21 protein-coding genes and 1 pseudogene are annotated in these 24,530 nt (G+C 40.1%); 10 read left to right on the top strand and 12 right to left on the bottom strand.

Annotation, left to right across the window (positions count from 1 at the left end; genetic code table 11):
- The first annotated feature begins 85 nt into the window (after nucleotides 1-85).
- The 3 genes from V7K41_RS19275 to V7K41_RS19265 all read left to right on the top strand — a co-directional run bounded on the left by V7K41_RS19275 (nucleotide 86) and on the right by V7K41_RS19265 (nucleotide 3,112).
- Nucleotides 86-373: a hypothetical protein gene (locus tag V7K41_RS19275; protein WP_334850708.1), complete on the top strand. Its 288-nt coding sequence runs from the start codon at nucleotides 86-88 to the stop codon at nucleotides 371-373.
- An 87-nt stretch (nucleotides 374-460) separates the two neighbouring features.
- Nucleotides 461-1,219, top strand: coding sequence for a Uma2 family endonuclease (locus tag V7K41_RS19270; protein WP_334850706.1), 759 nt, complete (start codon nucleotides 461-463; stop codon nucleotides 1,217-1,219).
- A gap of 75 nt (nucleotides 1,220-1,294) precedes the next feature.
- Entirely contained in the window at nucleotides 1,295-3,112 is a 1,818-nt protein-coding gene (locus tag V7K41_RS19265; RefSeq protein ID WP_334850704.1) for a DUF262 domain-containing protein, read from the top strand.
- Between the two features lie 86 nt (nucleotides 3,113-3,198).
- Here the strand turns inward: V7K41_RS19265 and V7K41_RS19260 are convergent, their stop codons facing one another.
- From V7K41_RS19260 to V7K41_RS19235, 6 genes are all read right to left on the bottom strand, one after another.
- Nucleotides 3,199-3,783, bottom strand: coding sequence for a Uma2 family endonuclease (locus V7K41_RS19260; RefSeq protein ID WP_334850702.1), 585 nt, complete (start codon nucleotides 3,781-3,783; stop codon nucleotides 3,199-3,201).
- A gap of 48 nt (nucleotides 3,784-3,831) precedes the next feature.
- Nucleotides 3,832-5,427 (bottom strand): DHA2 family efflux MFS transporter permease subunit, encoded by a 1,596-nt coding sequence (locus V7K41_RS19255; protein ID WP_334850700.1) that lies wholly within the window; start codon nucleotides 5,425-5,427, stop codon nucleotides 3,832-3,834.
- A 169-nt stretch (nucleotides 5,428-5,596) separates the two neighbouring features.
- Nucleotides 5,597-6,856 carry an MFS transporter gene (locus V7K41_RS19250; RefSeq protein ID WP_334850698.1) on the bottom strand — a complete coding sequence of 420 codons (1,260 nt, stop codon included), beginning with the start codon at nucleotides 6,854-6,856 and terminating at the stop codon, nucleotides 5,597-5,599.
- Nucleotides 6,857-6,986: 130 nt separating this feature from the next.
- On the bottom strand, nucleotides 6,987-8,459 hold the full coding sequence (locus tag V7K41_RS19245; protein ID WP_334850696.1) for an HlyD family secretion protein: 1,473 nt from the start codon (nucleotides 8,457-8,459) through the stop codon (nucleotides 6,987-6,989).
- A gap of 162 nt (nucleotides 8,460-8,621) precedes the next feature.
- Nucleotides 8,622-9,089: a MarR family winged helix-turn-helix transcriptional regulator gene (locus V7K41_RS19240; RefSeq protein ID WP_334850694.1), complete on the bottom strand. Its 468-nt coding sequence runs from the start codon at nucleotides 9,087-9,089 to the stop codon at nucleotides 8,622-8,624.
- Nucleotides 9,090-9,163: 74 nt separating this feature from the next.
- On the bottom strand, nucleotides 9,164-10,822 hold the full coding sequence (locus V7K41_RS19235) for an ArnT family glycosyltransferase (protein WP_334850692.1): 1,659 nt from the start codon (nucleotides 10,820-10,822) through the stop codon (nucleotides 9,164-9,166).
- Nucleotides 10,823-10,959: 137 nt separating this feature from the next.
- Here V7K41_RS19235 and V7K41_RS19230 point away from each other — a divergent pair, with 137 nt between their 5' ends.
- On the top strand, nucleotides 10,960-11,604 hold the full coding sequence (locus tag V7K41_RS19230) for a class I SAM-dependent methyltransferase (protein ID WP_334850690.1): 645 nt from the start codon (nucleotides 10,960-10,962) through the stop codon (nucleotides 11,602-11,604).
- Between the two features lie 151 nt (nucleotides 11,605-11,755).
- Nucleotides 11,756-12,211 (top strand): EVE domain-containing protein, encoded by a 456-nt coding sequence (locus tag V7K41_RS19225; RefSeq protein ID WP_334850688.1) that lies wholly within the window; start codon nucleotides 11,756-11,758, stop codon nucleotides 12,209-12,211.
- 185 nt (nucleotides 12,212-12,396) lie between these two features.
- On the opposite strand, the gene V7K41_RS19220 is transcribed toward V7K41_RS19225, so the two are convergent.
- The 3 genes from V7K41_RS19220 to V7K41_RS19210 form a co-directional block, all read right to left on the bottom strand.
- Complete coding sequence (locus V7K41_RS19220) at nucleotides 12,397-13,221, bottom strand: zinc-dependent peptidase (RefSeq protein WP_334850686.1); 825 nt, start codon at nucleotides 13,219-13,221, stop codon at nucleotides 12,397-12,399.
- Between the two features lie 84 nt (nucleotides 13,222-13,305).
- Nucleotides 13,306-15,228, bottom strand: coding sequence for an Hsp70 family protein (locus tag V7K41_RS19215; protein WP_334850684.1), 1,923 nt, complete (start codon nucleotides 15,226-15,228; stop codon nucleotides 13,306-13,308).
- Nucleotides 15,229-15,242: 14 nt separating this feature from the next.
- Nucleotides 15,243-16,151, bottom strand: coding sequence for a hypothetical protein (locus V7K41_RS19210; protein ID WP_334850682.1), 909 nt, complete (start codon nucleotides 16,149-16,151; stop codon nucleotides 15,243-15,245).
- A 155-nt stretch (nucleotides 16,152-16,306) separates the two neighbouring features.
- On the opposite strand from V7K41_RS19210, the gene V7K41_RS19205 reads away from it, so the two are divergent.
- The gene (locus V7K41_RS19205) at nucleotides 16,307-17,098 is read left to right on the top strand and encodes an SAM hydrolase/SAM-dependent halogenase family protein (RefSeq protein WP_334850681.1); all 792 of its coding nucleotides are present in this window, start codon (nucleotides 16,307-16,309) and stop codon (nucleotides 17,096-17,098) included.
- Nucleotides 17,099-17,129: 31 nt separating this feature from the next.
- Nucleotides 17,130-17,354 carry a hypothetical protein gene (locus V7K41_RS32945; RefSeq protein ID WP_442943224.1) on the top strand — a complete coding sequence of 75 codons (225 nt, stop codon included), beginning with the start codon at nucleotides 17,130-17,132 and terminating at the stop codon, nucleotides 17,352-17,354.
- 398 nt (nucleotides 17,355-17,752) lie between these two features.
- Here the strand turns inward: V7K41_RS32945 and fghA are convergent, their stop codons facing one another.
- Together fghA and V7K41_RS19190 are read right to left on the bottom strand one after the other, a co-directional pair.
- Nucleotides 17,753-18,598 (bottom strand): S-formylglutathione hydrolase, encoded by an 846-nt coding sequence (fghA, locus tag V7K41_RS19195; protein WP_334850679.1) that lies wholly within the window; start codon nucleotides 18,596-18,598, stop codon nucleotides 17,753-17,755.
- Between the two features lie 18 nt (nucleotides 18,599-18,616).
- Nucleotides 18,617-19,333 carry a hypothetical protein gene (locus tag V7K41_RS19190; RefSeq protein ID WP_334850677.1) on the bottom strand — a complete coding sequence of 239 codons (717 nt, stop codon included), beginning with the start codon at nucleotides 19,331-19,333 and terminating at the stop codon, nucleotides 18,617-18,619.
- Nucleotides 19,334-19,548: 215 nt separating this feature from the next.
- Here V7K41_RS19190 and V7K41_RS19185 point away from each other — a divergent pair, with 215 nt between their 5' ends.
- Together V7K41_RS19185 and V7K41_RS32940 are read left to right on the top strand one after the other, a co-directional pair.
- Nucleotides 19,549-19,926 (top strand): VOC family protein, encoded by a 378-nt coding sequence (locus tag V7K41_RS19185; RefSeq protein ID WP_334850676.1) that lies wholly within the window; start codon nucleotides 19,549-19,551, stop codon nucleotides 19,924-19,926.
- 76 nt (nucleotides 19,927-20,002) lie between these two features.
- Nucleotides 20,003-20,345 (top strand): annotated as a pseudogene (locus V7K41_RS32940) (IS982 family transposase); the annotation flags it as partial.
- A gap of 152 nt (nucleotides 20,346-20,497) precedes the next feature.
- Here the strand turns inward: V7K41_RS32940 and V7K41_RS19180 are convergent.
- Nucleotides 20,498-20,647, bottom strand: a complete 150-nt coding sequence (locus V7K41_RS19180) for a hypothetical protein (RefSeq protein ID WP_334850675.1) — start codon at nucleotides 20,645-20,647, stop codon at nucleotides 20,498-20,500.
- Nucleotides 20,648-20,973: 326 nt separating this feature from the next.
- Here V7K41_RS19180 and V7K41_RS19175 point away from each other — a divergent pair.
- Nucleotides 20,974-24,530 (top strand): DUF4347 domain-containing protein (locus V7K41_RS19175; RefSeq protein WP_334850673.1); only part of this gene is annotated, 3,557 nt, incomplete at its 3' end.

The following is a 24,530-nucleotide window of genomic DNA, read 5'->3' as shown; positions in this document are numbered from 1 at the left end:
GGGGGAATAAATTGAAATGTCCCTTAGATTTTGAAGAATCTAATCTACAAATCTTTGATATATCAAAACAAAATATTTTGTAGTAATGAATGAAATATTTTTTTTAGCCAGAGAAACTGTAAGAGTGATTTTTCACATGGATGGAGGATACACAAGGGTACTCTGGGAACGTTCAGAGAATACTGCATGGGCAGGTATAGGATGGATTTTTGATATACCAACTCATGTAATACCATACGATTTACGAGTAATAGGTTCTCATTTTCTATTGTCTATAGTTAAGCCGAATGCGAATGATTGTGAGGATATAGAAAATATCCGCAGTAATCGTAATAGCTTTTTTCATATAGAAAGATTGACTTTTGTTATATAAATGGCATCTAACCTAGTAGCGCGTCTATTCAAAAATAGTAAAATAGCAATCTACAATAAGAATCAGACAACCCATTGGTTAAAGCCTATGACTTCCCTATCGGCATTAACTTTACCTGACCACACCCAGTTACCAGACTCAGATGGTACGTTTGTGAAAAACTGGCAAGAGCATCCTCAAAGTATCTTACTTACTGACTCAATTCAACTTGTCCTAGAAGAACTTCATCCTGATAGTCAATATTGTATTGGACAAGATTTAGGTATCTACTGGCGATTGACAGATCCTCCTGAGAAAGGGGCTGAAGCACCCGATTGGTTTTATGTATCCAATGTACCACCGACCCTTGAAGGTAAAACACGGCGTTCTTATGTGCTGTGGAAGGAGTATGTCGCGCCCTTGATTGTGCTGGAATTTGTCTCTGGAGATGGTTCAGAAGAACGAGACAGCACACCGCCATCTCAAGGGGAAGGTGGGAATGTTGGTAAATTTTGGGTTTATGAGCAAGCAATTCGAGTCCCTTATTATGGGATTTATGAAGTAGCAAAAGCGCAAGTGGAAGTTTACCATCTAATTGATAATACCTATCAACTGATGAAACCCAATGAACGAGGACATTATCCAATTGCTCCTATGGGCGTAGAGTTGGGAATCTGGCAGGGCTTGTATCAAAATGCAGAGTTACCTTGGCTGCGGTGGTGGGATGCACAAGGAAATTTATTGTTAACAGGTTATGAACGCACTGAAGTTGAGCGACAAAAGCGGGAGAGAATTGTAGAGAAATTGCGATCGCTCTCTGCTGAACAACTCAACGCTTTAGGAATTGATCCACAAATGTTGGATTAGGAAAAGTTTTTCAGTTAGCTCTGGTGTTATTTTGGGTAATCTTACTAAAGAGTCTTTAAATATACCAAGGTTTACATGGCAACTTCACCACGAATCGAGTCTAGTAATCTGAGCATAGCGGATCTATTCAGAGAGTTTTATTCAGTACCAGATTTTCAGAGAGAATATGTTTGGGAAAAAAGTAATGTTGAAAAATTACTTCAGGATATTGTGTATGAGTTGTATGACGAAGGCGAAGCAGTAGAAGATGCCGAATATTTTCTGGGTTCTATTGTTGTGTTTCGTGATGAAACCGAAACTTCTCAGTTAATTGATGGACAGCAAAGGTTAACAACTATTTATCTAATGTTTTGTGCTATTCGTGATTATCTTCTTGAGTTTAGAAAACCATCTAAGGTTGTAGAAGGATTAATTGCTGGAGTTGCCCAAGATTTAAAAAGTGGTGAAGATATTAATAAATATAGACTGACACTTCAATATGGGGATGGTGCTGGGGTCTTGAAAACTATTGCGGCTAAAGAAATAACTGTAGAGAAAATTGATACACAAAGTTCAGCTTCAGCTAAACGTCTTGTTGAGGCATACGAAACAATTCGAGAGTTTTTATCAGAAATGTTTGTAGAAACTTCTGAGCGAATATTAAAATTTTCTTCAGTATTAAGCAATAAAGTAAAGTTAATAAAAATTGAAACCCCTAATCTTAAAAATGCTCTTAAAGTATTTGAGACAATTAATGATCGTGGAGTAGGTCTTAGTTCATTAGATTTACTGAAAAACTATTTGTTTATTAATATATCAACTCAATCCAATTCAAGTCCAAAATTATACTGGGAAAAGTTGAAAAAGCAATGGGATAAGCTAACCAAAATATTACATATCTGTGGAGAGTCTCCCATGCAATTTCTGCGTTATTATATCATGTCACATTATGAAATAAATTTACAAAATAACTTTCCTGAAGAAGCTGTATATGAATGGTTTGTTGAAAATAGTCACGAACACAAAATTCATGAAAATCCATTTAATTTTGTTGAACGTCTAGTCACTACAAGTGAATATTATGCAAATTTTGTTAACGGAGAAAATATAGATGGCTCTGTTAATCCATATCTTAAAAATATCAAAAGACTTCAAGGAAGATATAGTCAGCATTTTGTATTACTCCTGGCGGGTAAAAATCTTACTAAAGATTTATTTATAGAGCTTTGTCATCAAATTGAAAACTTATTGTTCGTATATACTATAACTCGCTCAACTCGGAAAGATGTGAATATGATTCGTAGTTTCTCACAATGGAGTAGAAACTTAATAGAAGTTAAAAGTTCTGAGCAATTCAAAGATTTTATTGACAGTAACTTTAAATCTGAATTAGCTTCTCTATCTCTAGATTTTGATCTTGCATTTCGTGGATTAACCGAGTCTAAGATAGCCAAATTTCGTATGCGTTACATACTAGCTAAACTCACTCAGTTAGTTGATGAACAGGCTTACAGTAATTCAAATTCACTAGATTGGTATCTAAACAAGTCAGTAACCATAGAACATATCTTGCCAAAATCTTCAAAAGAATATATCAAAGATGAATTTGATAAGCCTATAGAATATGATTCATATCTTGAGAAGCTTGGCAACTTAATTCTTTTAGAAAAGACAATTAATAGTTCTATTGCAGATAATACATTTGATGCTAAGAAAAATGGATATCGTGAATCTCAACTTTTATTAACTCGTTCCCTAGTAGAAAAACCTAGTGTTGGAACAAATACACAGTTAAACCGCACTGTTAAATCCCTTAACCTTTATCACTTTGATATTTGGGATTCTACAGCTATAGAGAAGCGTCAAGAGATGTTAACCAATTTAGCTAGACGAGTTTGGGGTTTAGACACTTAGTCTAGTATCCAATAGCATAAATATTATCGCAGGATGCCTTGTATTTTCAGGTGATGTAATATTATCATTTACATCTCTACCAATAGTCAATTTTTATTGCTATTGTCTGTAAGTATCACATCTTCATATATTTCTGCGATCGCACAACGAAAATCAACGCTAGCTAAATGCACTTCTCCCCCTTCTTCATAAGGGTAAAGTACCCACTGTCCTTGTTCGTTGCGGCGGAAGCATTCTACACTCATTTGCTCTGGTGAAATTAGCACATACTCTTGTAGTGATTCTAAGTGTCGGTAACTAGCAAATTTCTTCCCTCTGTCATAACCTTCTGTTGATTCAGAAAGCACTTCAATAATTAAGGAGGGATAGCACTTAAAATATTCAAATTCTTTATCTCGTGTATCGCGAGTCACCATTACATCAGGATAGAAATAGCGATTTATGACCTCGATTTGTGCTTTCATATCTAACATATAAACACGGCAAGCACTACCCCGGAGATGGTTTCGCAGCAGCACAAACAAGTTTCCTACCACAGTAACATGAGCATCACTTGCTCCTGCCATTGCGTAGACTTGCCCATCAATATACTCGTGTTTGATTTCACTTACTTTCTCGCCTTCTAAATATTCTTCTGGGGAGATATAGTACTCACTTTGGCTAATGACCATTTTAGTACCTTAGTAGTTTTATCAAACATTTTAACTGATACAAAAAATTTAATGAGCGACAGCGCCACCGGTTGCCTTTACCTTTTTGAGGAATAAAATAGCAATCCCACTAACTAACAAAGCAATACCAATAAAGTAGAAACAATCGTTAAAAGCCATTACAAATGCTTCCCGGCGGACAATGTTAGATATAGATGCGATCGCTTGATTTTGTGCTGTATTCAAATCTGCTCCGCGACTAATAAAATACTGTGTCATTTGGTCAATTCGCTGTTGAGTTTCTGGGTTATATAAAGATACTCCATCACCCAATCTATTCGAGTGAAATTGCTCTCTATTTGCTAATAAAGTCGCTAAAGAAGCAATTCCGATAGAACCGCCCAGATTCCGCATCATATTAAATAAACCACTTGCCGAACCTGCTTCTTTCGGACTTAATCCACCAGTGGCGATAGAACTAAGCGGCACCATAATTAGGGGTTGTCCCATTGCACGCACAAATTGCGACCACCGTAATTGCTCTAATCCTGTTTCATTAGTCATTCCAGAGTTCATAAATGCACTGATGGAAAACAAAGTCACACCAACAGCTACCATTAACCGCACGTCAATGCGTTGCATCAATTTCGGGATGAGGGGAATAATAAACAGTTGGGGAATACCAGCCCAAATCAATACTTCACCAATTTGCAGAGCATTGTATTTTTGAATTTGGGCGAGATACAACGGTAAAATATAAATTGAACCATACAATCCTACTCCCAACGACACATTGACAATACTGGCTAAACCAAAGTTCCGCCTAAGTACAAGCCGTAAATTAATAAATGGTTGTTTACGAGTTAATTCTATAAAGAAAAATATCGCCAAAAAAATTGCTGCAATTACACTTAAGCGCACAATCAACGCTGAACCAAACCAATCTTTGCGGCTACCTTCTTCTAAAACAACTTGCAGGGAACCTAAGCCAATAGCCATCGCAATAATTCCCCACCAGTCACCTTGTTTGAGTAAATTAATTTGGGGTTTTTCTTGCTTAATTCCATACCAAACACCAGCCAGCATTAATGCCCCTGGAATTACATTTATATAAAAGTTGTATTCCCAACCAAAATTTTCTGTTAACCAACCTCCTATTGTCGGGCCAATTGAGGGTGCAAAAACTGCACTAAACCCAAATGCAGCTAACCCAACTGATTGCTTAGACTGGGGTAAAGTCGTTAATACAACTGTCATAGCAGTGGGAATTAATACTCCTCCAGTAAAACCTTGTAAGGCGCGAAACAAAATCATGGAATTGAGATCCCACGCCCAAGCACAGCATATAGAAAAGAAGATAAATAGTGCAGTATTGACCAATAAATAACGTTGCAGAGAAAATACTCGTGACAACCATCCTGTTAGAGGAATTACCACAATTTCGGCTACGAGATACGCGGTAGAAATCCAAGAACCTTCTTCGAGAGTTGCTCCTAAACTTGCTTGAATATCTTGCAGCGAAGCATTAGTTATTTGAATATCTAATACCGCCATAAATGCACCAAGCATACTGGCTAATACACCAATCCAGGTTTTTAGCGGTACACGCTCTGGTGGTAAAGCAGGATTTTGCCCTTGCTGACGAATTACACCTGTATTAGCCATAACTTTGTTCCATTTTCAAGGTTAAGTAGCAAAAAACTTTATTATTAAATCTTATACCAATACGTTCTTTACCTCTGCGTGAGCTTGAATCAGTAACGCTAAAAATTAAAAAAGAATTGCTATAAAAAGCTCATTAAGATAAATTTAAATTTCACTGCGGTTATTTATCTTAAACTTCTTGAGTCGTAATAATCCCCTTTTGCTCATAAATTGGACGCATTATTTTTCTTAAAGCAGGCAACTGTCTGCTAAAAATAATTGACCCTAAAATACAAGCTATCCCATCAATCATTAAAGTGTTAGGAGCGCCAATATGACTTGCTAAAAAACCTCCTAATAAATTACCCACGGGAATCATCCCCAAAAATGACATTGTATATAAGCTCATCAATCGCCCACGTTTATCGTCTTCGACAATGGTTTGTAAAAATGTGTTGCTAGCAGCAATCTGGAGAATTGTTCCTAAGCCAACAAATAACATTGTAAATAGAGAGAGTGGTAAAAATCTAGATAAAGATAAGGCAATTAGACCAGTTCCTAAAATTGCTGGAGCTAAGGCAATCAATTTGCCAATTCCTAAGATTGTTTGGCGCGTAGCTAGATAAATACCACCAGTTAAGGCTCCAACTCCAGATGCCGCCATCAAAAAACCTAAACTTTCTGCACCACCTTTGAGAACTTGTTCGGCAATAACTGGGACGAGAACAGTGTTTTGCAGTCCCATGAGACTGACTAAAGCTGATAGCAATAAGATGGAGCGAATAGGTGGAAAGCTAAAAGCATATACAAATCCCTCTTTGACTTTTTGTAAGGGATCGCCGTCAGTTACCGAATTTTTCCAAGGTTTAACTTTCATCGCCAATAAAGCGGCGATTACAGCAACGTAGCTCAAACCATCAATTAAAAAACAATAACCAGTTCCAATGCTAGCAATTAATAAACCGCCGATCGCAGGGCCAATTAATCGTGCACCGTTGAACATCGTAGAATTAATAGCGATCGCATTGGCTAAATCTTCTCTATGTTCAACTAATTCTGGCACAAAAGCTTGACGGGCTGGCGCATCTAAGGCGTTAATAAATCCTTGAAACAAACTCAAGGCGATGATCTGCCATACCTCAATCACTCCAGTTAGCGCCAGCACTGCTAATGTTAATGATTGAATCATCGCCAAGATTTGCGTACCAATTAAGGTACGATACCGAGAAAAGCGATCTACAAATACTCCGCCAAAGGGAGCTAAAAAAAAGTTAGGAATTTGACTCGAAAATCCCACAACTCCTAGCATTAATGGGGATTTTGTCAAGTCATAAACTAGCCAAATTGTGGCAAGTTGCGTCATCCACGTCCCAATTAGGGAAATACCTTGTCCAGCAAAAAACAGCTGGTAGTTTCTTGACCTTAAAGCAGGTAGTAGCGATTTTTTCATGTCAGGCTTGCTTTATACCAATCTGCTTTCATAGATATCATCTCACCTCATTTCTATACGCCTCTCTTTAGATGTAGGAGAATGTCATAAGTAGAAAGAGGTTTTTCATCTGTTTTAAGCCGATTTGGTATTACTTGACTTCCACGGCAACTTCCGCAGACATCCCAGGAGTAATCCGCGATTCGTATCCTTGAATGCTCTTTTGGTCGAAAACTATTTTAACAGGAATGCGTTGGACAACTTTAGTAAAGTTACCTGTAGCATTATCGGGTGGCAATAAGGCAAACTGAGCGCCGGAAGCTGGCGAAATACTGTCAACACGACCAATAAAGTTGTGATGAGGGAATGAATCCAGCTTGATCTCTACTGGCTCTCCTGGACGCATCTTTTCTAATTGAGTTTCTTTGAAGTTTGCAACTACCCAATAGTTGTTATCCACGATCGCCATTAATGGTGTCCCCGATTGCACTCGGTTGCCAACTTCCACGTTTTTTCTACCTACCCGTCCAGCACTGGGGGCGGTAACATTCGCATAAGATAGTTGCAATTGTGCGTCTTTGAGCGATGCTTCTGATTGGGCGATCGCCGCTTTAGCCGCTTCGTATTGACTACGTTTGACTGTTGTATCTTGTCCACCTGCGGTAGCTTGTTGCAATCCGCCCTTAGATGCTGCCAATTTAGCTTGGGCGTTGGTGACATTTTCTCGCGCTTGTGCTAACTGAGACTGGGCTTTGGCGACACCAACTTTGGCAGAGGCTAACTGGGCTTGGGCTTGTTGTACTCCCTGAATCGCGGCATTTTTCTGTGCTTTGGCTACATCATAAGCAGCCTTGGCTGTGTCTAGTTGCTGACGAGGAATCGCACCTGTTTTATACAATTGGTTGTAACGATTGTAATCTGCTTGGGCTTTTGACAAATTCGCGTTTGTTTGCGCTACCTGCGCTTGGGCAGCGGGAATTCCAGCTTGGGCTTCTTGTACTGCTGCAAGGGATGCGGGAATCCCAGCTTGGGCTTCTTGTACTGCTGCTTGGGCTGTAAAAATTGCTGCTACTGCACCACTGACATCTCCTTGCGCTTGAGTTGTCTTACCAGTAGTGGTTTGTGAACTCAAAGCAATATTTGCTTGGGCGGCTTGCGCTTGACCACGCGCATTTTCTAGGGCTGCTTGTGCCTGTTGCACCTTACTTTGATAGTCCCGTGGATCTAACTTCACTAACAATTGTCCTGGTTGCACCAGTTGGTTATCATTCACTAGCACCTCACTTATAGTTCCAGGAATGCGGCTGCTAACTTGGTGAATATTTCCCGCAACAGTGGCGTTGTCTGTTTCCTGGTGGGTGGAGGCGTATTGCCAGTAGTGAAGACCAAAAGTACCTGCGGCGATCGCACCCACGCCTAATCCTGCCAAAATTAAACCAGTCGGTCTTTTCCGCTTCGGTTTCGCTGGAACTTCTTTCTCGATCTCAGGAGTTACAACAGGTGCTTCTGCTGTTGCGGATGTTTCTGTAGTCACAACTTCTAAAGTCTCTGAATCAGGAATCAATTCTTTTTCTAAAACTGGGGTTTTGTGTCCGTTGCGTCCGTTAAATGTATTAGCACCCATGATTGTTACCTCGCTTGCTCATTCAATAATCTGATTGATAGTCGTTTATTTAGAATGCGTAATATTGTCTGAAAAAAATTCTTATTTCCTTAGTATGCGTAATATTATCTCAAAATATATCTTTACACTGCCTCCCCCGGTCGGGTGATTATGGGATCATCTTTAAGAGAGGTTAGCGATCGCCCGATTCAACATTTGGGAAAACAGTTCTCGGTCAGCAAAGGAAATACCGTCCATCGCTTCATCACGCACGGCTGCGGCGATTGGTGGTAAAACAGCTTCTAGTTCCTTACCTGCATCCGTTAACCAGATTCGCCAGATGCGGCGATCGTGGGTGTCACGTTCTCGACGCACCAAGCCGCGTTCTTCCATCCGATCCAGTACGCCTGTTAAAGTCCCCCCCACTTGTTTGAGTTTGTCCCCAATACTAGAAGTAGGTAAACCATCTTCTTGCCAAAGACAGCACAACACCAACCAGTGGAATGGTGTCAATCCAAAAGGTTCTAGCTTCTCAGTAAACTTGCGACTCAGCAGTTGTGAGACTAATTTGATTCTGTAGCCCAAATTGTATGGTGCCAGATTTTGCTGCCACGACTCTAAAGGTGGGGAGTGATTAGATGTAGAAACCATTTAAAAAAATACTTAGTACACGTACTATTATAACTAAATTAATATTCTTTAGCAATAGTTGCTTTGCATCTGTCTTAGGGAAGAACTTGAATCAACTGGTACTCTTTTACTGTACCGAGAACGTGGTGAGTCCGAGATAATTTAGGGGACTGGTCAGTATAGATCAAAGCATAGCTCAAAGCTGGTACTTGGGAAATAGAAACTACTGCTTGGGGACGAATAGCAAGATAGAAATTAAGCAGTACCTGGATTTTCTGGTCTATTTGCACAAGGTAGATAGGATGAGATTGGATAATTGAAGCGATCGCACTTTGTTGTAAAAAAGTTCTTAAAACAGGATTATAGTCACTTAACAAACCGATGCTACCTATCGTCGCCAAAGTCAGCCAACAGGGAATTAACCATCCTGCAATCCAGTAACGTGCTGTGAGAAACTTTTTGCCAAAGTGGTAACGATTAATCCACACCACAGGTAAAATTAACCAACCCAACCCCATAGCCAAGCCAATAGTTGCATACTTGCGGATGTCAGAACCACCGTAACTAATAATAACAGTACTTATTATTACAAGAATAACACCGAATCCACCAAAGCCATAACTGAGGGTTCGAGGAAGATTATTCCTTGTAAAAAGGTTCAATATATTTTTTTTACCTTTTTTAAGAAGTAATTGTGGGTGAATTCCTGTCTGGTAAATATTGCCTAACCAGCTTAAACCCACAGATGCTAACAAAGCTATAAACGGATAAAGGCAAAGACTATAGTGAGGTAAACGAGTGCTAAAAATACTCAGTTCTACAAATAAGACAAGTGGAAAACCAACTAATATTAACTGGTAAAAAGGAATGGGACGACGGACAATTAAAAACAAACCTAAAAGTCCGAAAAAAGGCCAAGGAAATGCATTTAAAGGAATAGTCCATACATAGAATAGCAGCCCATTATGATTCCGATCCTCAGAACCTAGCTGCACAACAAACTTAAGCAACTCCTCAAAACTCTGATTTCCGTAGTGCAACCAGCTTAACCACAGCCAAATGCAGGTAGGTATCAAACCTACGAAAAAGCCTAAATATAAAATTGGGTTAGTAAGATGACGATGACGGTGATGTTCCCAAATTAAATAAGGTAATAAAGCTATGATTGGCAAAAAAATCATAAAGCTTCTGACTAAGAAGCCTAAACCTAAACTTAAACCAGCTAGAAAACTCCAAAAATAGTGATATTTAGGATGTAATTCTGTTTTTATTAAAGAAAAAATAGCTAAAAGTACCAAAAAAATCATCGGTACATCAGGCGTACTTAAGCGAGAGTATTGTAGCCAGAGAAATTCCACACTTAAAATAGCAGTAGCTAGCCAAGCTAATTTTTTGCCTAGCATAATTTTGCCAATTTCATACACCAGCCATAAACTAAAAATGCTAGCAATCATACTAGGAAGACGCGCACTAGTATCACTGATACCAAACAACTTGTAGAAACTGGCAATTAACCAATAAGACCCAGGTGTTTTATGATGTGCCCTTTCCCAAGGAGTTATCCAATTACCAGAATCAAACATCAGACGGGCACGCGAAGCGTAAAGGGCTTCATCATGTGCCATCAGGCTATTGTGCCCAGAAGTAAATAATAATAAGGGTAGCATCCAAAGGAACAAACTTAAATAGGGTAACGATTCTACCAGGCGGATTTTTCGCCAAATATGCTGCCAGAAGTGTAGTTTATGGAACATTGAATTGATAAAATTGAATGCTGCTATTTAGACTCGTTTAAGTGTCCTATTGTTATTAAAATATGTTACGTAGTGTTTTTTGAAAAATACTTAAAATTGCCGCAATTTTCGGAAAAAGTACTCCAAAACAGAGATTTATGCAGTTAAGACCGAATCAACGCCTGAAATTAGACGATACAGACGATAAGCTGTTCTATGCTTATCCCCGCTTCGTTACCCATGTCGATGAAGGATTTATTCAACAGCTAACAGATTTATACCGCGATCGCCTCAAACCCAACACCCGTATTTTTGATATGATGAGCAGTTGGGTGTCTCATCTCCCAGAAGAGATGGAGTTTGACCATGTGGAAGGACACGGACTCAATGCTGAGGAATTAGCACGAAATCCCCGTTTAAATCATTACTTTGTGCAAAATCTTAACGAAAATCCCCAGCTACCTTTACCAGATGAAGATTTTGATGCTGTTCTCAATTGCGTATCTGTGCAATATGTGCAATATCCAGAAGCAGTATTTTCCGAAATGTACCGCATCCTAAAACCCGGTGGTGTTGCAATTATCAGCTTTTCTAACCGGATGTTTTTTGAAAAGGCGATTCAAGCTTGGCGAGAGGCTTCAGAAGCACAGCGAGTCGAATTAGTCAAAGCTTACTTTGCATCAGTTCCAGGATTTACAACCGCAGAAGTTATAGCTAATAAATCAACATTACCGAATTTATTACAGTGGTTGGGTGCAGCTGGAGGAGATCCGTTTTATGCAGTTATAGCATATCGTAGTTAAGCCAAATATTCACTAGTACAATGTATAAGCTAGTACAAGAGAGCTTGTAGTAAACACTTTAGTGCTTAGAAAATAAGGACTAAAGTCCTTACTACGAACTTACTTACCTACTCAAAATTAAAATACTTTTGTATATACATAATTTCTGTAGATGAATTATTGGCTAATGAAATCAGAACCAGAAGCCTATAGTATTGCTGACCTTCAACAGCAGAAAGAGACTATCTGGGACGGTGTTCGCAATTATCAAGCTCGTAACTTTTTGCGCCAAATGGATGAAGGAGACTTAGCTTTTTTCTATCACTCCAGCACTAATCCTCCTGTTATTGCTGGGTTAATGCGTGTAGTGAAAAAAGATATTGCTGACCCGACCCAGTTTGAGCTAGAAAGTAAATATTACGACCCAAAATCAAGTTCCGAATCCCCTCGCTGGCAAACAGTTGTAGTGGAATTTGTTGAGACTTTTTCTAATCCCATTTTGCTATCAATACTTAAAGAGAAGTTTAGCGCCGAAGAGTTAATGTTGGTGAGACAAGGAAATCGGTTATCAGTGATGCCCGTCCCTGAAGCAGTAGCTTTGAAGATTCTAGCGATGAAAACCTCCTAGTTGAAAATTACAGCAGGACTGTACCTCACTAACTTGAAATTTGCTGTATTTATGGAGATTATCTTTTTACTTTTTTAGGACTTATGCAAAAACCCACTCAAACTCTCATTTCTCCGTGACCTCTGCGTCCTCTGTGGTTCGTTTTCTGTTACCTGTGCGTAAGTCCTATTTTTACTTTAATTGGTTCACACCCATTGCACAGGATCTAATTGATAGTAACGTTGCAGTTGCTCATAAAGTGCCGGATATTCGGATAACAATTGGTGCGGTTTCTCAAAGAATGTCTCAGTCGCTACGGCGAAAAATTCTGCGGGATTCGTTGCGCCATAGCTATCCATTACCGTCTTTGCACCTTGTAGAACATCATTGCAAAGTTGCTGATATGCTTCTGTCATCACTTTAGCCCAAATAGGATAGTCTGAGTTGTGTTGCAGTATTGGAACTCCTTCAGCTTTACCATCTTCTTGATCCAATTGATGGGCAAATTCATGAAGCACAACGTTACGTCCATCTTTCCAGTTATCAATGTCTTGTTTCACTTGTTCCCAAGACAGCACTACTTGGTCATTTGTCCATGATTCTCCCAGTCTCGCCACACGCCTTTCTTCAACAACATATTTTCCGACAGAAGTTGTTTCCTGAACAAAATAAGCGTTGGGATACACCAGAATTGAACGAAGTCTGGGGAAGTACTGCCCACGTTCATTTAATAGAAGTAAACAGGCGACAGCAGCAAGAGTCAGTTTCATTTCCTCTGTCACCTGTAATCCTCTACAGCCAATAAATTGCTTTTCTGCTAAGAACACTTGAATATGTCCCTGAAGTCGTCTGATTTCATCAGGAGAAAGACAGGGATAAATGGGAAAATTATTTTCAACAATGGCACTCCAAAGTGGTGGAAAAAGACGATGTTTGAGCCGATTTCTTCGCATTTTTACTAAAATTGGATTGAGTAAAATCCCAGCAATAATCAGCCCAATGAGGAAAAAGAAAACTATTATTTTAACCATTGACTTTTGAGCAGCTTACATATTGAATTCACTGGTAAGCAGAAAATCTAGAATAATGTTATTGTTGTGGCTCACTAACTACCGCTATTGGATTAGAATTATGCAAGATTGAACCTTGGTAGAAAGGCTTGTTTGAAGTCCTTGCTCAACTTTGACAATTAATTTGTCAAAAGCCTCTTGATTTGCTGTCAGTTGTTCTTGAAGAACTTTCTCTAACTCAGGCTTTATTTGCTCACACATATCCTGAATTTTTTTGTCGCTCAAAAAATTAGAACGAATCCAACTAGGTACATCTACATTTGTCTTAATTACTTCTTGAACAGTCTTACGATTTAGCTCCATTCCTGCCGCCATCACCGAAGCCCCATATACTAGTGCAATCGGCCAGGTTAAATGTCCAGTTAGTATTAGAGTGATAATGCTAGCCACAGCACCTCCACCAATTACTACATTGACTATAAATGCTACTGTCTCAGCCAAGATAGCATCTCCAATTTGTAACTCTGGGTTAACAAAATTTGGGTCAATACTATCCTCGAACCTTAAGCTGCTTCTAGGTATCTGAAACTTTCGACATATTGGATCGGTTTGTGCGGCTAAATCGGGTTGTATTTTATTGCTAAACCATGAAGCGCATTGATGATTAATTATTTGCACAGCGCGATCGCTTTTGAGCCACTGTTCTGCCCGACCGACCAAAGCTGTTTCTAAATCTGCTAAAGTCCGTATTTTATTTTGTTGCCAATCTTTTAAAGCTGGTTTAACTGCGTTGACAATCAAGCCATCCGCCAAAGGTTTAGTTAGTGATTCGATTAACTCCGGGATATGCCTTTCAATCAAACCTTTAAGCTTGTTCGAGGTAAATAGTTTGTTCACTTCTTCTTTAAAAGCAGCAGCACGCAGATCCCATCGTCCTACTCGTGCTAAACCCATTGCAATACACCGTTCCGGCTCTGGATCGGGGCGAAGCAGCGTTTCTGGCTCGGGAAACATTTCCTGACAAAGAATGTGCGTAAACTTCATCCGAGATGCACCGCCAGTCATCAGCACAAGTTTCGGCACGATTCCAAGTTTTTCCAGTTTTTCTTTCGCCTCCTTTAAAGAGTCACGAAATGATTTAATCCAACTATGATGCTCTAATTCAGGTAAGGGTTGATTTAATATCTCCTCCATCAGCAATTTATTGACTTGGGGAATAAAATAAATCTGTTCGTTGATTGACTCGAAGCCACGCGCAAAGGATTCAGGATCGCTGTATAGCTGTTCATTAGAAAAGTAATCTTCTTTAGCTTTGCGACAAGCAAGCTCACAACGAGCTTGGTGATGCGGATATTCCTGAAATACTTTTTCGAGTAATGTTTTTTGCTCGTGGTTGGCGAGAGTCCGGGCAAAAATAGCCTTGTCAATCAAAGATGCTCCCAAAGTATTACTCCCGAAATCTATCGGGATCTCTTCTAAGCTCTTAACCAAAGTAAAATCTGTGGTTGAAGAACCAATATCGACAATTAGCACCGATCCAACAAGTTTGTCATACTCCAGCTTCCCGGCTTCCTTGGCTTGCATGAAAGCAGCCCGCGATTCGGGTACAACATTTAGTTGGGGAATGCCAGCTTCTTGAAGTAGCTTTTGGTATTCGGTGCGATCGCTAATTGACCATCCTGAAGGACAACCAATGTAAAAATAGCTACCTTCTTTATCTTCAACTTGTTTACTTTCTTTCAAAAGGCGGTAGTAGGTTGCCACAAAAGTGCTAATTGTTTCCCGATATTTGGGATCGTTGTTGGGTTTTTGCTTGAAAGAAATTGTCAGTTGGGTAACGCCAGCTTGAATTAATGCTTGTTCGCCGACAAGATAACCGAGTTTGGGATGCCAGCCAAGGGCTGTAATTTGGTTCTTCTTGTTATTAACCTCCAGCATCTGCGGGGGTTCGATGCTTTCCACTATAGCTTTAGCTACAGCCGTTTCACCGTGTCCCAAATCAAAACCGATTGTTTCTAAAATTTCCATACCCTTATTGTCTATTATTCTCTAGCAGAGGAATATGCTGGCTCAATTACCCTACCGCGCCTAATTAAGCGATCGCCTTTCAATAAAGCCGGAGTTAGAGTCACGTGATCTTTGGTATCGGGATCGATACTTGGCTCAAAGTCAAAATACTCGCGATCGCTGTGCGGGTCATTTGGTCGGTAAATTTGAGTGTTAATTCCTTGAGACATTAAAATTTGTGGCAGAAGTTTCGCCAGTTCATGAGCCATTTGGGGTTTATCAAGTTTTGATGCGCCCATTAGCCTTTGCAGAAAATTTAATAGCTCTGGCAATTCTTCTATTGCTAGGTCGCCTTCATGTTTATTTGATTCTTCTACTCTAGCTACTGCTAGGTCGATAGTGTTGAGAGCATCGCTAAGACAATCTAGAAATACTCTGCTATCAACTCGGAGAATCGGTTGAGGTAATTCCAATAGCCCTTCAGATATAGAATTATTTTGCTGGTTGTTTAATTCGAGTTGAAGTACAATTTCTAGTCCTATAAGTAGAGAAGTTAATAAGATAGCCATCCAAGCACCTGGGGTAGTTTTAGTTAAGGAAAACAACGAGCCTAAGATGCCTATATAAACTAGTCCCTGTAGTAGTTTCAGGATTAATCTGGTGGAAAAAAACTTTATCTGTGGATTAGTAATTTGTTTTTGCTCTGTTGGAGCAGCTTGAAGATAGTTAGCTGCTGCAAGAGTTCCGATAGACTGCCGCAAGGTATCCAGGAAAAAGGAAGCCAGACGAACTTGAGCCAAATTAAGCTTTTCAATATAAATTCTTTCCAGATTATCGAGTCGGTTTTGAACCAGTTTAACTATTTGCTCAATGCCGATTGTATTATCAATATCTGTCTGGAGTTGGTTGCGTTCTTCGCTAAAAAGTGAGGTGATTGTTTTCATTGCATTGATTAAGACTTTAACGTTATTAATTGAGAGTGAAATCAACACTCATTTTTTCATTTCACCCTGTAATCACATAATGACGGAATAATTCATAATTTCTAATTATGAATTAGGTTGATTGCAAATTACTACCCATCAAAAGGAGGAGCAGAATGTTTATCTGCGTCATTGCAGACTACGGTACAGGAGATCCGGCATTTATTGAAGTCACACAACGTCTGCTGATGCCTTTTCCCCATGCCCAAATTCATTTGCTTTCGGTTCCAGCATTCAGTACCTTGGCAACGGGATTCTGGATTGCCCAACTGGGACTCAACCCTGGCCCTAGCGATCGCCTAATTTATCACAACTGTGCGCCTCGTCAGGATGATCCTGAAGCTCGTCGAGACAATGAAGGTGAAAGACTAACTTATGCCCTTTTATCTAATGGTGTAAAAGTAGTGGGTGTGAATGCGGGCTACACCCTCTCCTTTATCAAAGATTATACAAAGGAGTTGCGAGCGATCAACGTTTCTCGTGGTGGATCGCAGTTTCGCTCACGCGATGTATTTCCTCCGGCTGCAGCTGCCATTATGAATGAAGATTTTAGCTTTCTAGGAGATAGCCTTAAGAGTGAGCAAATCCCAGATGTTCCACCAGATCGAATTGCCTGGATTGATGGCTACGGCAACATCAAAACAACTATCGGGGCCCATACACTTAATTTGGAGCCTCAAACCAAGATCGTGATCCGGATTGGAGATGTGGTCAGCGATGCAGTGTATTCTGATGGTAGTTTCAAAGTATCTGAAGGAACTTTGGCCTTTGCTCCTGGTAGTTCCGGTTGGTCAAGAGGCGATTCAGGAGAACCATTGCGCTTCCTAGAGCTATTTTTGCGAGGAGGGAGTGCTTGGGAGCGCTTTGGTCGTCCCCGTGTGAATCAGCAAGTAACTCGAATTGCCTAAAATTCGGTAGTAGGCTTCTGTCTGTGGCTGAGTGCAGACTAGCATTGTCAGTTGCCCTGACCAAAAGCGATTAGATTTGTGCCACACCGCCATCAACGAACAATTCAATGTCGGTAATATAACTGCTGTCGTCCGAAGCCAGGAACACGACAGCTTTTGCGACTTATTCGTTCACAACTTATTTCCACTTTTCCCCGTCTACCCACACCCAAATCAATCAGCGATCGCTTTTAGTTTAAACTCCAGACTCTACTAAGTGAAAAAGAGCGATCGCTCCCCCATTTTCAACAGTAAACAAGAGTAATCAACATGACGAGAGAGAGTGGCTACTTTATTTTCCCCTACAGTAGTCCTTATGATATTCCTTGTTCAGTTTTATGCCTATAAACCTTGTCTATGTTGAGAACCGTAGTTTTTGCCCTCACCCTAAATCCCTCTCCCTACTTGGGAGAGGGACTTCTTTCCGGCTCCCCTTCTCCCAATATTGGGAGAAGGGGCTGGGGGATGAGGGTTTTTCTGTTCATACAGAACTACAGTTTTCAACGTGGACGCGGTTTATCTATTATTTTAAGGTGAATTCGACGAAGCTAAAAAGCCACCGCAGTCAAAGCAGGTAAATCTTTAGAGTTAATAAGGTCACTAATCACTTACGTTTTAAGCTAAAGCGCTGGCATGGTGGCGGATATGATCTTCAATAAAAGTGGCGATAAAATAATAACTGTGATCGTAGCCTTGTTGGTAACGTAAGTTTAGCGGCTGATTAACATCTGCACAAGCTTGCTCAAACACCTTTGGTAATAATTCCTCAGCTAAAAATTTATCAGCAGTCCCTTGGTCAATGAGAATTGAACTGTGATATCTTCGTTGTTTGACTAATTCACTAGAATCATAAGCACGCCAACTTTCTTGATTGCTGCCAAGATAACCACTGAAAGCTTTTTGACCCCAAGGACAACGCATAGGTGCAGCTAGAGGTGCAAAGGCTGATACTGATTTATAGAGTTCTGGGTTTCTGATTGCACAGACAAGCGCCCCGTGTCCCCCCATTGAATGACCGAAAATACCTTGTTTATCAGGTTGGGTGGGGAAATTTGCGTTAATTAAAGCAGGTAATTCCTCAACAATATAACTATACATTTGGTAGTTTTTACGCCAAGGTTCTTCTGTAGCATCAACATAAAAGCCTGCACCTGTGCCAAAATCCCAGTCGTCATCCTCACCTGCAATGCCAGTATTACGCGGACTAGTATCTGGTGCAACCAATATTAAACCGTACTCAGCCGCAAAGCGCTGCACTCCTCCCGCCTTAACCATAAAATTCTCTTCCGTGCAACTCAAACCAGATAGGAAATAGAGAATCGGCGCAGGTTTTTGAGTTGCTTGTGGTGGTTGATAAATACTAAAGCGCATTTCACCGTTACAGGTTGAGGAGGGATGACTGTAAAAGCCGAGTTTGCCACCAAAGCAAATAAATTCGGAAATGAGGTTGAGGTTAGGCATTGGTTGTATTCTATCAACTTAAGACCCAAAGGTTTGCTTCATTTTTGAAAGAAGCTTCGAGATGGACTCCCCATGAATAATAGAACCATGCATTGTTGCAAGGTACTTAATGGGTAGATTCTCTATTGCCTCAATCCCTCGAGTGAAGCTTTTTCCTTCAGACATAAACCCGACTTTTTGCTGAAAGTTAATGATAGATTCTGTAAGATCCTTTTCAGTAACAGGTTCCTCGAACTGACCAGGATGAGCCGCAAGATCGGAACAAAAAAGGATCTCCTCTTGCGGCTGATAGAATATACAACCCTCCCATCCATGAGGGAAATGAGGAGTTTCAATCAGTATGATATCTTTTTGACCCAAGGAAAGAGCAAAGTTATTCTTAAGAGCCGTTGTTGGTCGCAGTGCAAAGTCATCCATGTTCGATTGATTCAGAGGACTCACAATTGTTTCTGCTTGCGGCGCTGCTTCCAGCCATTGATTAAGCGCTCCGCACTCATCAGCCTCAAGGTGACATAAACCAATGTAATGAAGTTTTGAAGCATCGCAGACAGACGAAACAAGTTCATAAGTTTGCTCAAACCAATTTGAGCGACCTGTATGAATAAGCATCGGGCGCTCATCAAGGATAAGGAATTGACTGAAAACGAACTTTTTATTATTAGAGATAGAAAGCTTATATATATTAGGAACTATCTCATCTATCCGCGTGAAGTTAGCATTGATATGCGTAAACATTATATTTTTTTGGTTTATTAAAAGACTTAACTCTCAGTACAAATGTTGAAAAATGAGAATTGCTGAACTAAAACAAGAAGAATTGATTTGGGATGAATTTTCAGGATCTGTCTCTAAATATTAAACTACTGTTTAACGATAGGTTTACAGTTTTTTGTCGCGAAAAAGGGTAATAATAGCTATATTGTAAAAGTTTTGGATTAGGACAGTAGATTATGACATTGAAAAACACCTTTGGTGAATATAGTTTTGTTAGTAAAGTAGACGTTACTGATCTCGAAGCTAGTGTCGAGTGGTACAAGAACAAACTCGGTTTAGTTCTTGAATCAAAATATGACACGCCTAGCTGGAGACAGTTTAGTATCCCTGATATTGAGCGCTTTGCAATTGGACTGAACTTAAGTAACTCAGTTGAAGCAGGTAGTACTGTTAGCACCTTTGTTGTAAAGGATATAGTTGCTGCTCGTCAAAGCCTTATTGAAAAAGGAGTTGAAGTTGGGCCAATTACAGATGTCGGTCACGGAGTTCAATTGTCTGTCTTTAAAGATATTGACGGAAACTTGTTGGGACTTCGGCAAAATCCGCAGTCTTAACTAGCTTGTTGCTGAAATCGGGGATTTAGGTAGCAACTAAACTCATCTTACTACCTAATCCCCAAGCTGTGCAGATAGCGCTTCAGATGTACGTGCGCTCAATGCCTTGCCTCCGAAGCGCCAACCTGGTAGCGAAGTATATGTTGATTCAGCCTATACTGATTATACCGTTGATAATGATCTAGAAGAAAGTAGTCAAATATTCTTAAAAGTAATGCGTAAGAACAATTCCTTGCGTCAAGATCAACCCTGGAATCAATATATTAAACAATCTACTCGACATGATATTGAAACCGTATTCAGTGGTAATTACTGGTGTTTTTCCAAAATTTATTCATGTTTGTACTTGGCTAGGGTTTTTACTGAAGATTGAAGCATTTATTTTTTCATTTACCCTACAACAAACATTTCTGAGATAAGTTAAATATTCGACGCTAAATAATTCAGTACTTAGATTTTTGTATTTAGTCAAAGTTGACGGTTACGTGTAGCGCAACCGTCAACTTGTGATGGCGATCGCATGAATTGACAGATGCAAAAAAATCTAAAATTTGATAACTAGCAACTTGGGCTAATAGCGATCGCTCCGATCAACTTCGTCACAACCGTTAACGTTGGCATAGCAGTCCAAACTGCGGGCGTGTGATTGCGACGAGTTGTCGAGAGAGCTTTGCTTGTCAGATATTCCATTAGACTTATCCGCCAGACGTGCAGAATTCATGCTGAAGTCTGACTCCTGACTCCTGACTCCTTTCTTCTTAAAGTAGTAATTATTACTAATTATTACTAATTCTTTTTTGAGGCTTTATAGCTTCTTAATAATATTTCAGAAAATCTATCGATGTAATTAATATCTGCAATCAGCAAAATAGCTAAAGAAGAATAATTTTTCTGTTTGAAATTTCTTAATAATGAAAAATAAAGTTGAATTTTCAATAAATGATTGATGAATTATGCTTTGTCCTGAAATCATTCAATCTATTTTCTCTTATCCAAGAGTTTCACAAACAATTAGATATCTAAACCTTAGCAGATAACTCCAAGAACATGAATATTCAGAATACAGGCATCCTTTTCCTTGACTCCTCCGTTAATAACTATGAAATATTGCTGAAAAATGTTATATCAGAAATTGAGGTAATAGTTCTTGAATCGAGCCAAGATGGGGTAAAGCAAATTACTCAAACACTTTTACAACGCCCTAGAGTTGAAAGTGTCCACATTGTTTCTCATGGTTCTCCCGGTTGCCTCTACCTGGGTAATACCCAACTCAGTCTTAGCAGTTTAGAATGCTATACCCAAGAGCTACAAACTTGGTTCTCTCCATCTCTAATACTCTACGCCTGTAACGTCGCAGTTGGAGATGCAGGAGAGGAATTTTTACAGAAGTTGCACCAATTGACAAAAGCAAATATTGCTGCTTCTACTACACCAACAGGTAATGCGGCGTTGGGAGGAGATTGGAATTTACAGGTTCAAGTCGGCAAAAATTTTCCCATCCCACATCCTATAGCTTTGGCATTTCCACAAGAGACTCTTTCTACTTATACGGGAATACTTGCTCCTGGAAACCTGGATACTACCTTTGGCATTGGTGGTAAAGTCATTACAGATATTGGTGGTAGTGACACAGCTTATGATGTTGCCATTCAAGCGGATGGGAAGATTGTAGTAGTAGGAGAAACCTACAACAGCAATGGTAATTTTGCGGTGACTCGTTATAATCCAGATGGTAGCCTGGATAGCAGCTTTGGGAATAGTGGCAAGGCGATCGCAGATTTTGCTAACCAAAGCGATAGAGCTTACACCGTTACCATTCAATCAGATGGCAAGATTTTAATCGCCGGAATTACCTACAATGGCAATCAAACTGATGTTGCCCTTGCACGCTACAACTCTAATGGCAGCTTAGATAGCACCTTTGGTAATGGTGGAAAAGTTGTTACAGACTTTGAGGGTAAAAGCGAATGGATGACAAGCATTGCTGTCCAGGCAGATAGCAAAATTGTTCTGGGGGGATCTGTTGACCCGAATGACTTTGCCCTGATACGTTACAACTCAGACGGTAGTCTGGATACTAGCTTTGGTAACGGGGGTAGGGTGATTACTCCCATGAGCAACGGCCAAGACTTTATTGCAAGTATCGTGATTCAGCCAGACGGTAAGATTGTAGTGACTGGGGGTGTCATGGTTAATGGCAACAATAACTTTATCTTGGCACGTTACAACTCCAATGGCAGTTTAGATAGTAATTTTGGCAGTAACGGTAAAGTAATCACAGACTTTCCTGGCAGAGATGACTTTGGAAATAGTGTTGCTCTTCAATCTGATGGCAAAATTGTCGTGGCGGGATCTACTGGGGACATTGGTGCCAATGGAGATTTTGCTCTAGTGCGGTATAACTCTGATGGGACTCTGGACGCTAATTTTGGTAATAGCGGTAAGGTTGTTACAGATTTAGGCAGCAGTAATGATGTTGGTCAAAGCTTGGCCATTTTGCAGAATGGCAAAATTGTAGTTTCTGGGTTTGCTCAAAACGGAAGCGATCGCCGTGACTTTGCTTTAGCCGTCTACAACTCCAATGGCAGCTTAGATACCAGCTTTGGCAATGGCGGTAAAGTCATAACCCCCGTTGGCAGTAGTTATTTTCAAGACACTGAGGTTGCCGTTCAGTCTGACGGCAAAATTGTAGTTTCGGGAAGTGACAATGGTAACTTTTTTGTAACACGTTACGAGGCACCCTTTAGTAATGTTTCTACTCCCTATGTAACTTATTACAAACTAGCAACAAGCGACTTTCTCCAAGACTGGTCAAATACTAATTTGATTAATACGGATGATGATTGGAGTAATTTACCCAATATTAGGGGTTTTCGAGGTGATGGTTTAGTTAGTAGCATGGGTACCAACCCACAAACAGTACTAGCTGATGGATCTGCAACTCCTGTTAATGTCAATGCTAATCAAAGTAATCCAAATACCTACACAAATAGCGGGATTACGGAATTTGCATTGAGCAATCCAACTATTGCCCTCAGAGGTTCATCAACTGCTACAGCGCCGAATTTAGTTATTTATTTAGATGCTACTGGACGGCAGAATCTTCTACTTAGCTTCACGCTACGTGACATAGATACCTCAACACGCGATGCCATTCAATCCGTTGCTGTACAATACCGCATTGGAAATACAGGAGATTTCATCAATCTGCCAACAGCTTTTGTACCCGATGCTTCTAATAATGCCTCAAGTTTAGCGTCTTATGAGTCACGGGAAGCACGCCTAATTGTTTTATTGCCACCCGAAGTTACCAATCAGGCAAAAGTCCAAGTTCGCTTTATTACTACTGATGCGAATGGAGAGGATGAGTGGATTGGGGTTGATGATATCAAGGTTAGCAGTGCGGCTATTGGCACTAATCAGCCACCAATAGTTAAAAATGATACTTATTTTGTAGCTGCAAACACACAATTACAGACTGCTGCTGCGATTACATCGCTGACTTTAGATAGCGATCGCGGTAACTATATCGGTCAGAGTGATTACTATAGCTATAGTCCCACCCCAAATAAGATTAGCGCTGTCCGTGCCTACCCCACAAATTCTAGTAAGAATAATGCTATCCGAATTAGTTTCTCTGGTATTACCGATTCGTGGGATCTTTCATTTGCAGCTCCATTTAATGCTCCACTGACAGCAGGCACTACATACACAGGTGCAGCACGTTTCCCATTCCAAGCCTCTAATCAGCCTGGTTTAGATATCAGTGGTAATGGACGAGGCTATAACAGTCTCACAGGTCAGTTTACAGTCAACCAAATCACCTACGGCTCTGGCGACGAAATTCTCAATTTTGATGCCACCTTCCAAGAATACGGTGATGGCGACCCTGCCAGCAAAAGTTTCAAAGGCCGCATTCAATACCGCGCTACCCCTAACAATTTAGTTGCTGGTGTATTAACCAATGACTCAGATATTGAAAACACGCCACTGAAAGCAACTTTAGTGTCTGGGCCAAACAACGGTAGCCTTATTTTTAATTCTGACGGCTCTTTTACTTACACTCCTAATGCTGGCTTTCAAGGCATTGATACCTTCAGCTATAAAGCTAATGATGCGATCGCAGATTCTAATATTGCAACAGTAACTTTAAATGTTGGGAATCAAGCGCCTACAGTCACTTTACCCAGCACAAACCCCACTTACTTTGAAAATGCACCTGCTATCTTCATCGACCCGAATGCAACTGTCACAGACTTTGATTCGCCAAACTTCGATTCAGGTAAATTGACTGTTCGCTTGAGCAATGGCGGAACTCCTGATGACCGTTTTGCTATTCAAAACAGCCCGACAAATAAAATTGAATACTTTGGCACAAATGTTTTTTACAATACTAATTTGATTGGTAATTACACTGGTGGTATTGGCATCCAAGATTTAGTAATCAACCTCAACTATAATGCTACACCTACTGCCGTCCAAGCCTTGATACGCAGTATTAATTACGCCAATAGACCTCTTGCAGAATTATTTTATGGTAAGGTAGAGGGTTTTGAGATGGATTGGCTTCACCAATGCGATACGAACAAACAAAGCGACTGTCC

Origin of the sequence: Nostoc sp., from assembly GCF_036917415.1 — a bacterium.
GTDB lineage: Bacteria > Cyanobacteriota > Cyanobacteriia > Cyanobacteriales > Nostocaceae > Nostoc.
The sequence above is the reverse complement of the archived record's forward strand: the minus strand, read 5'-3'. Positions and strand labels throughout refer to the sequence as shown.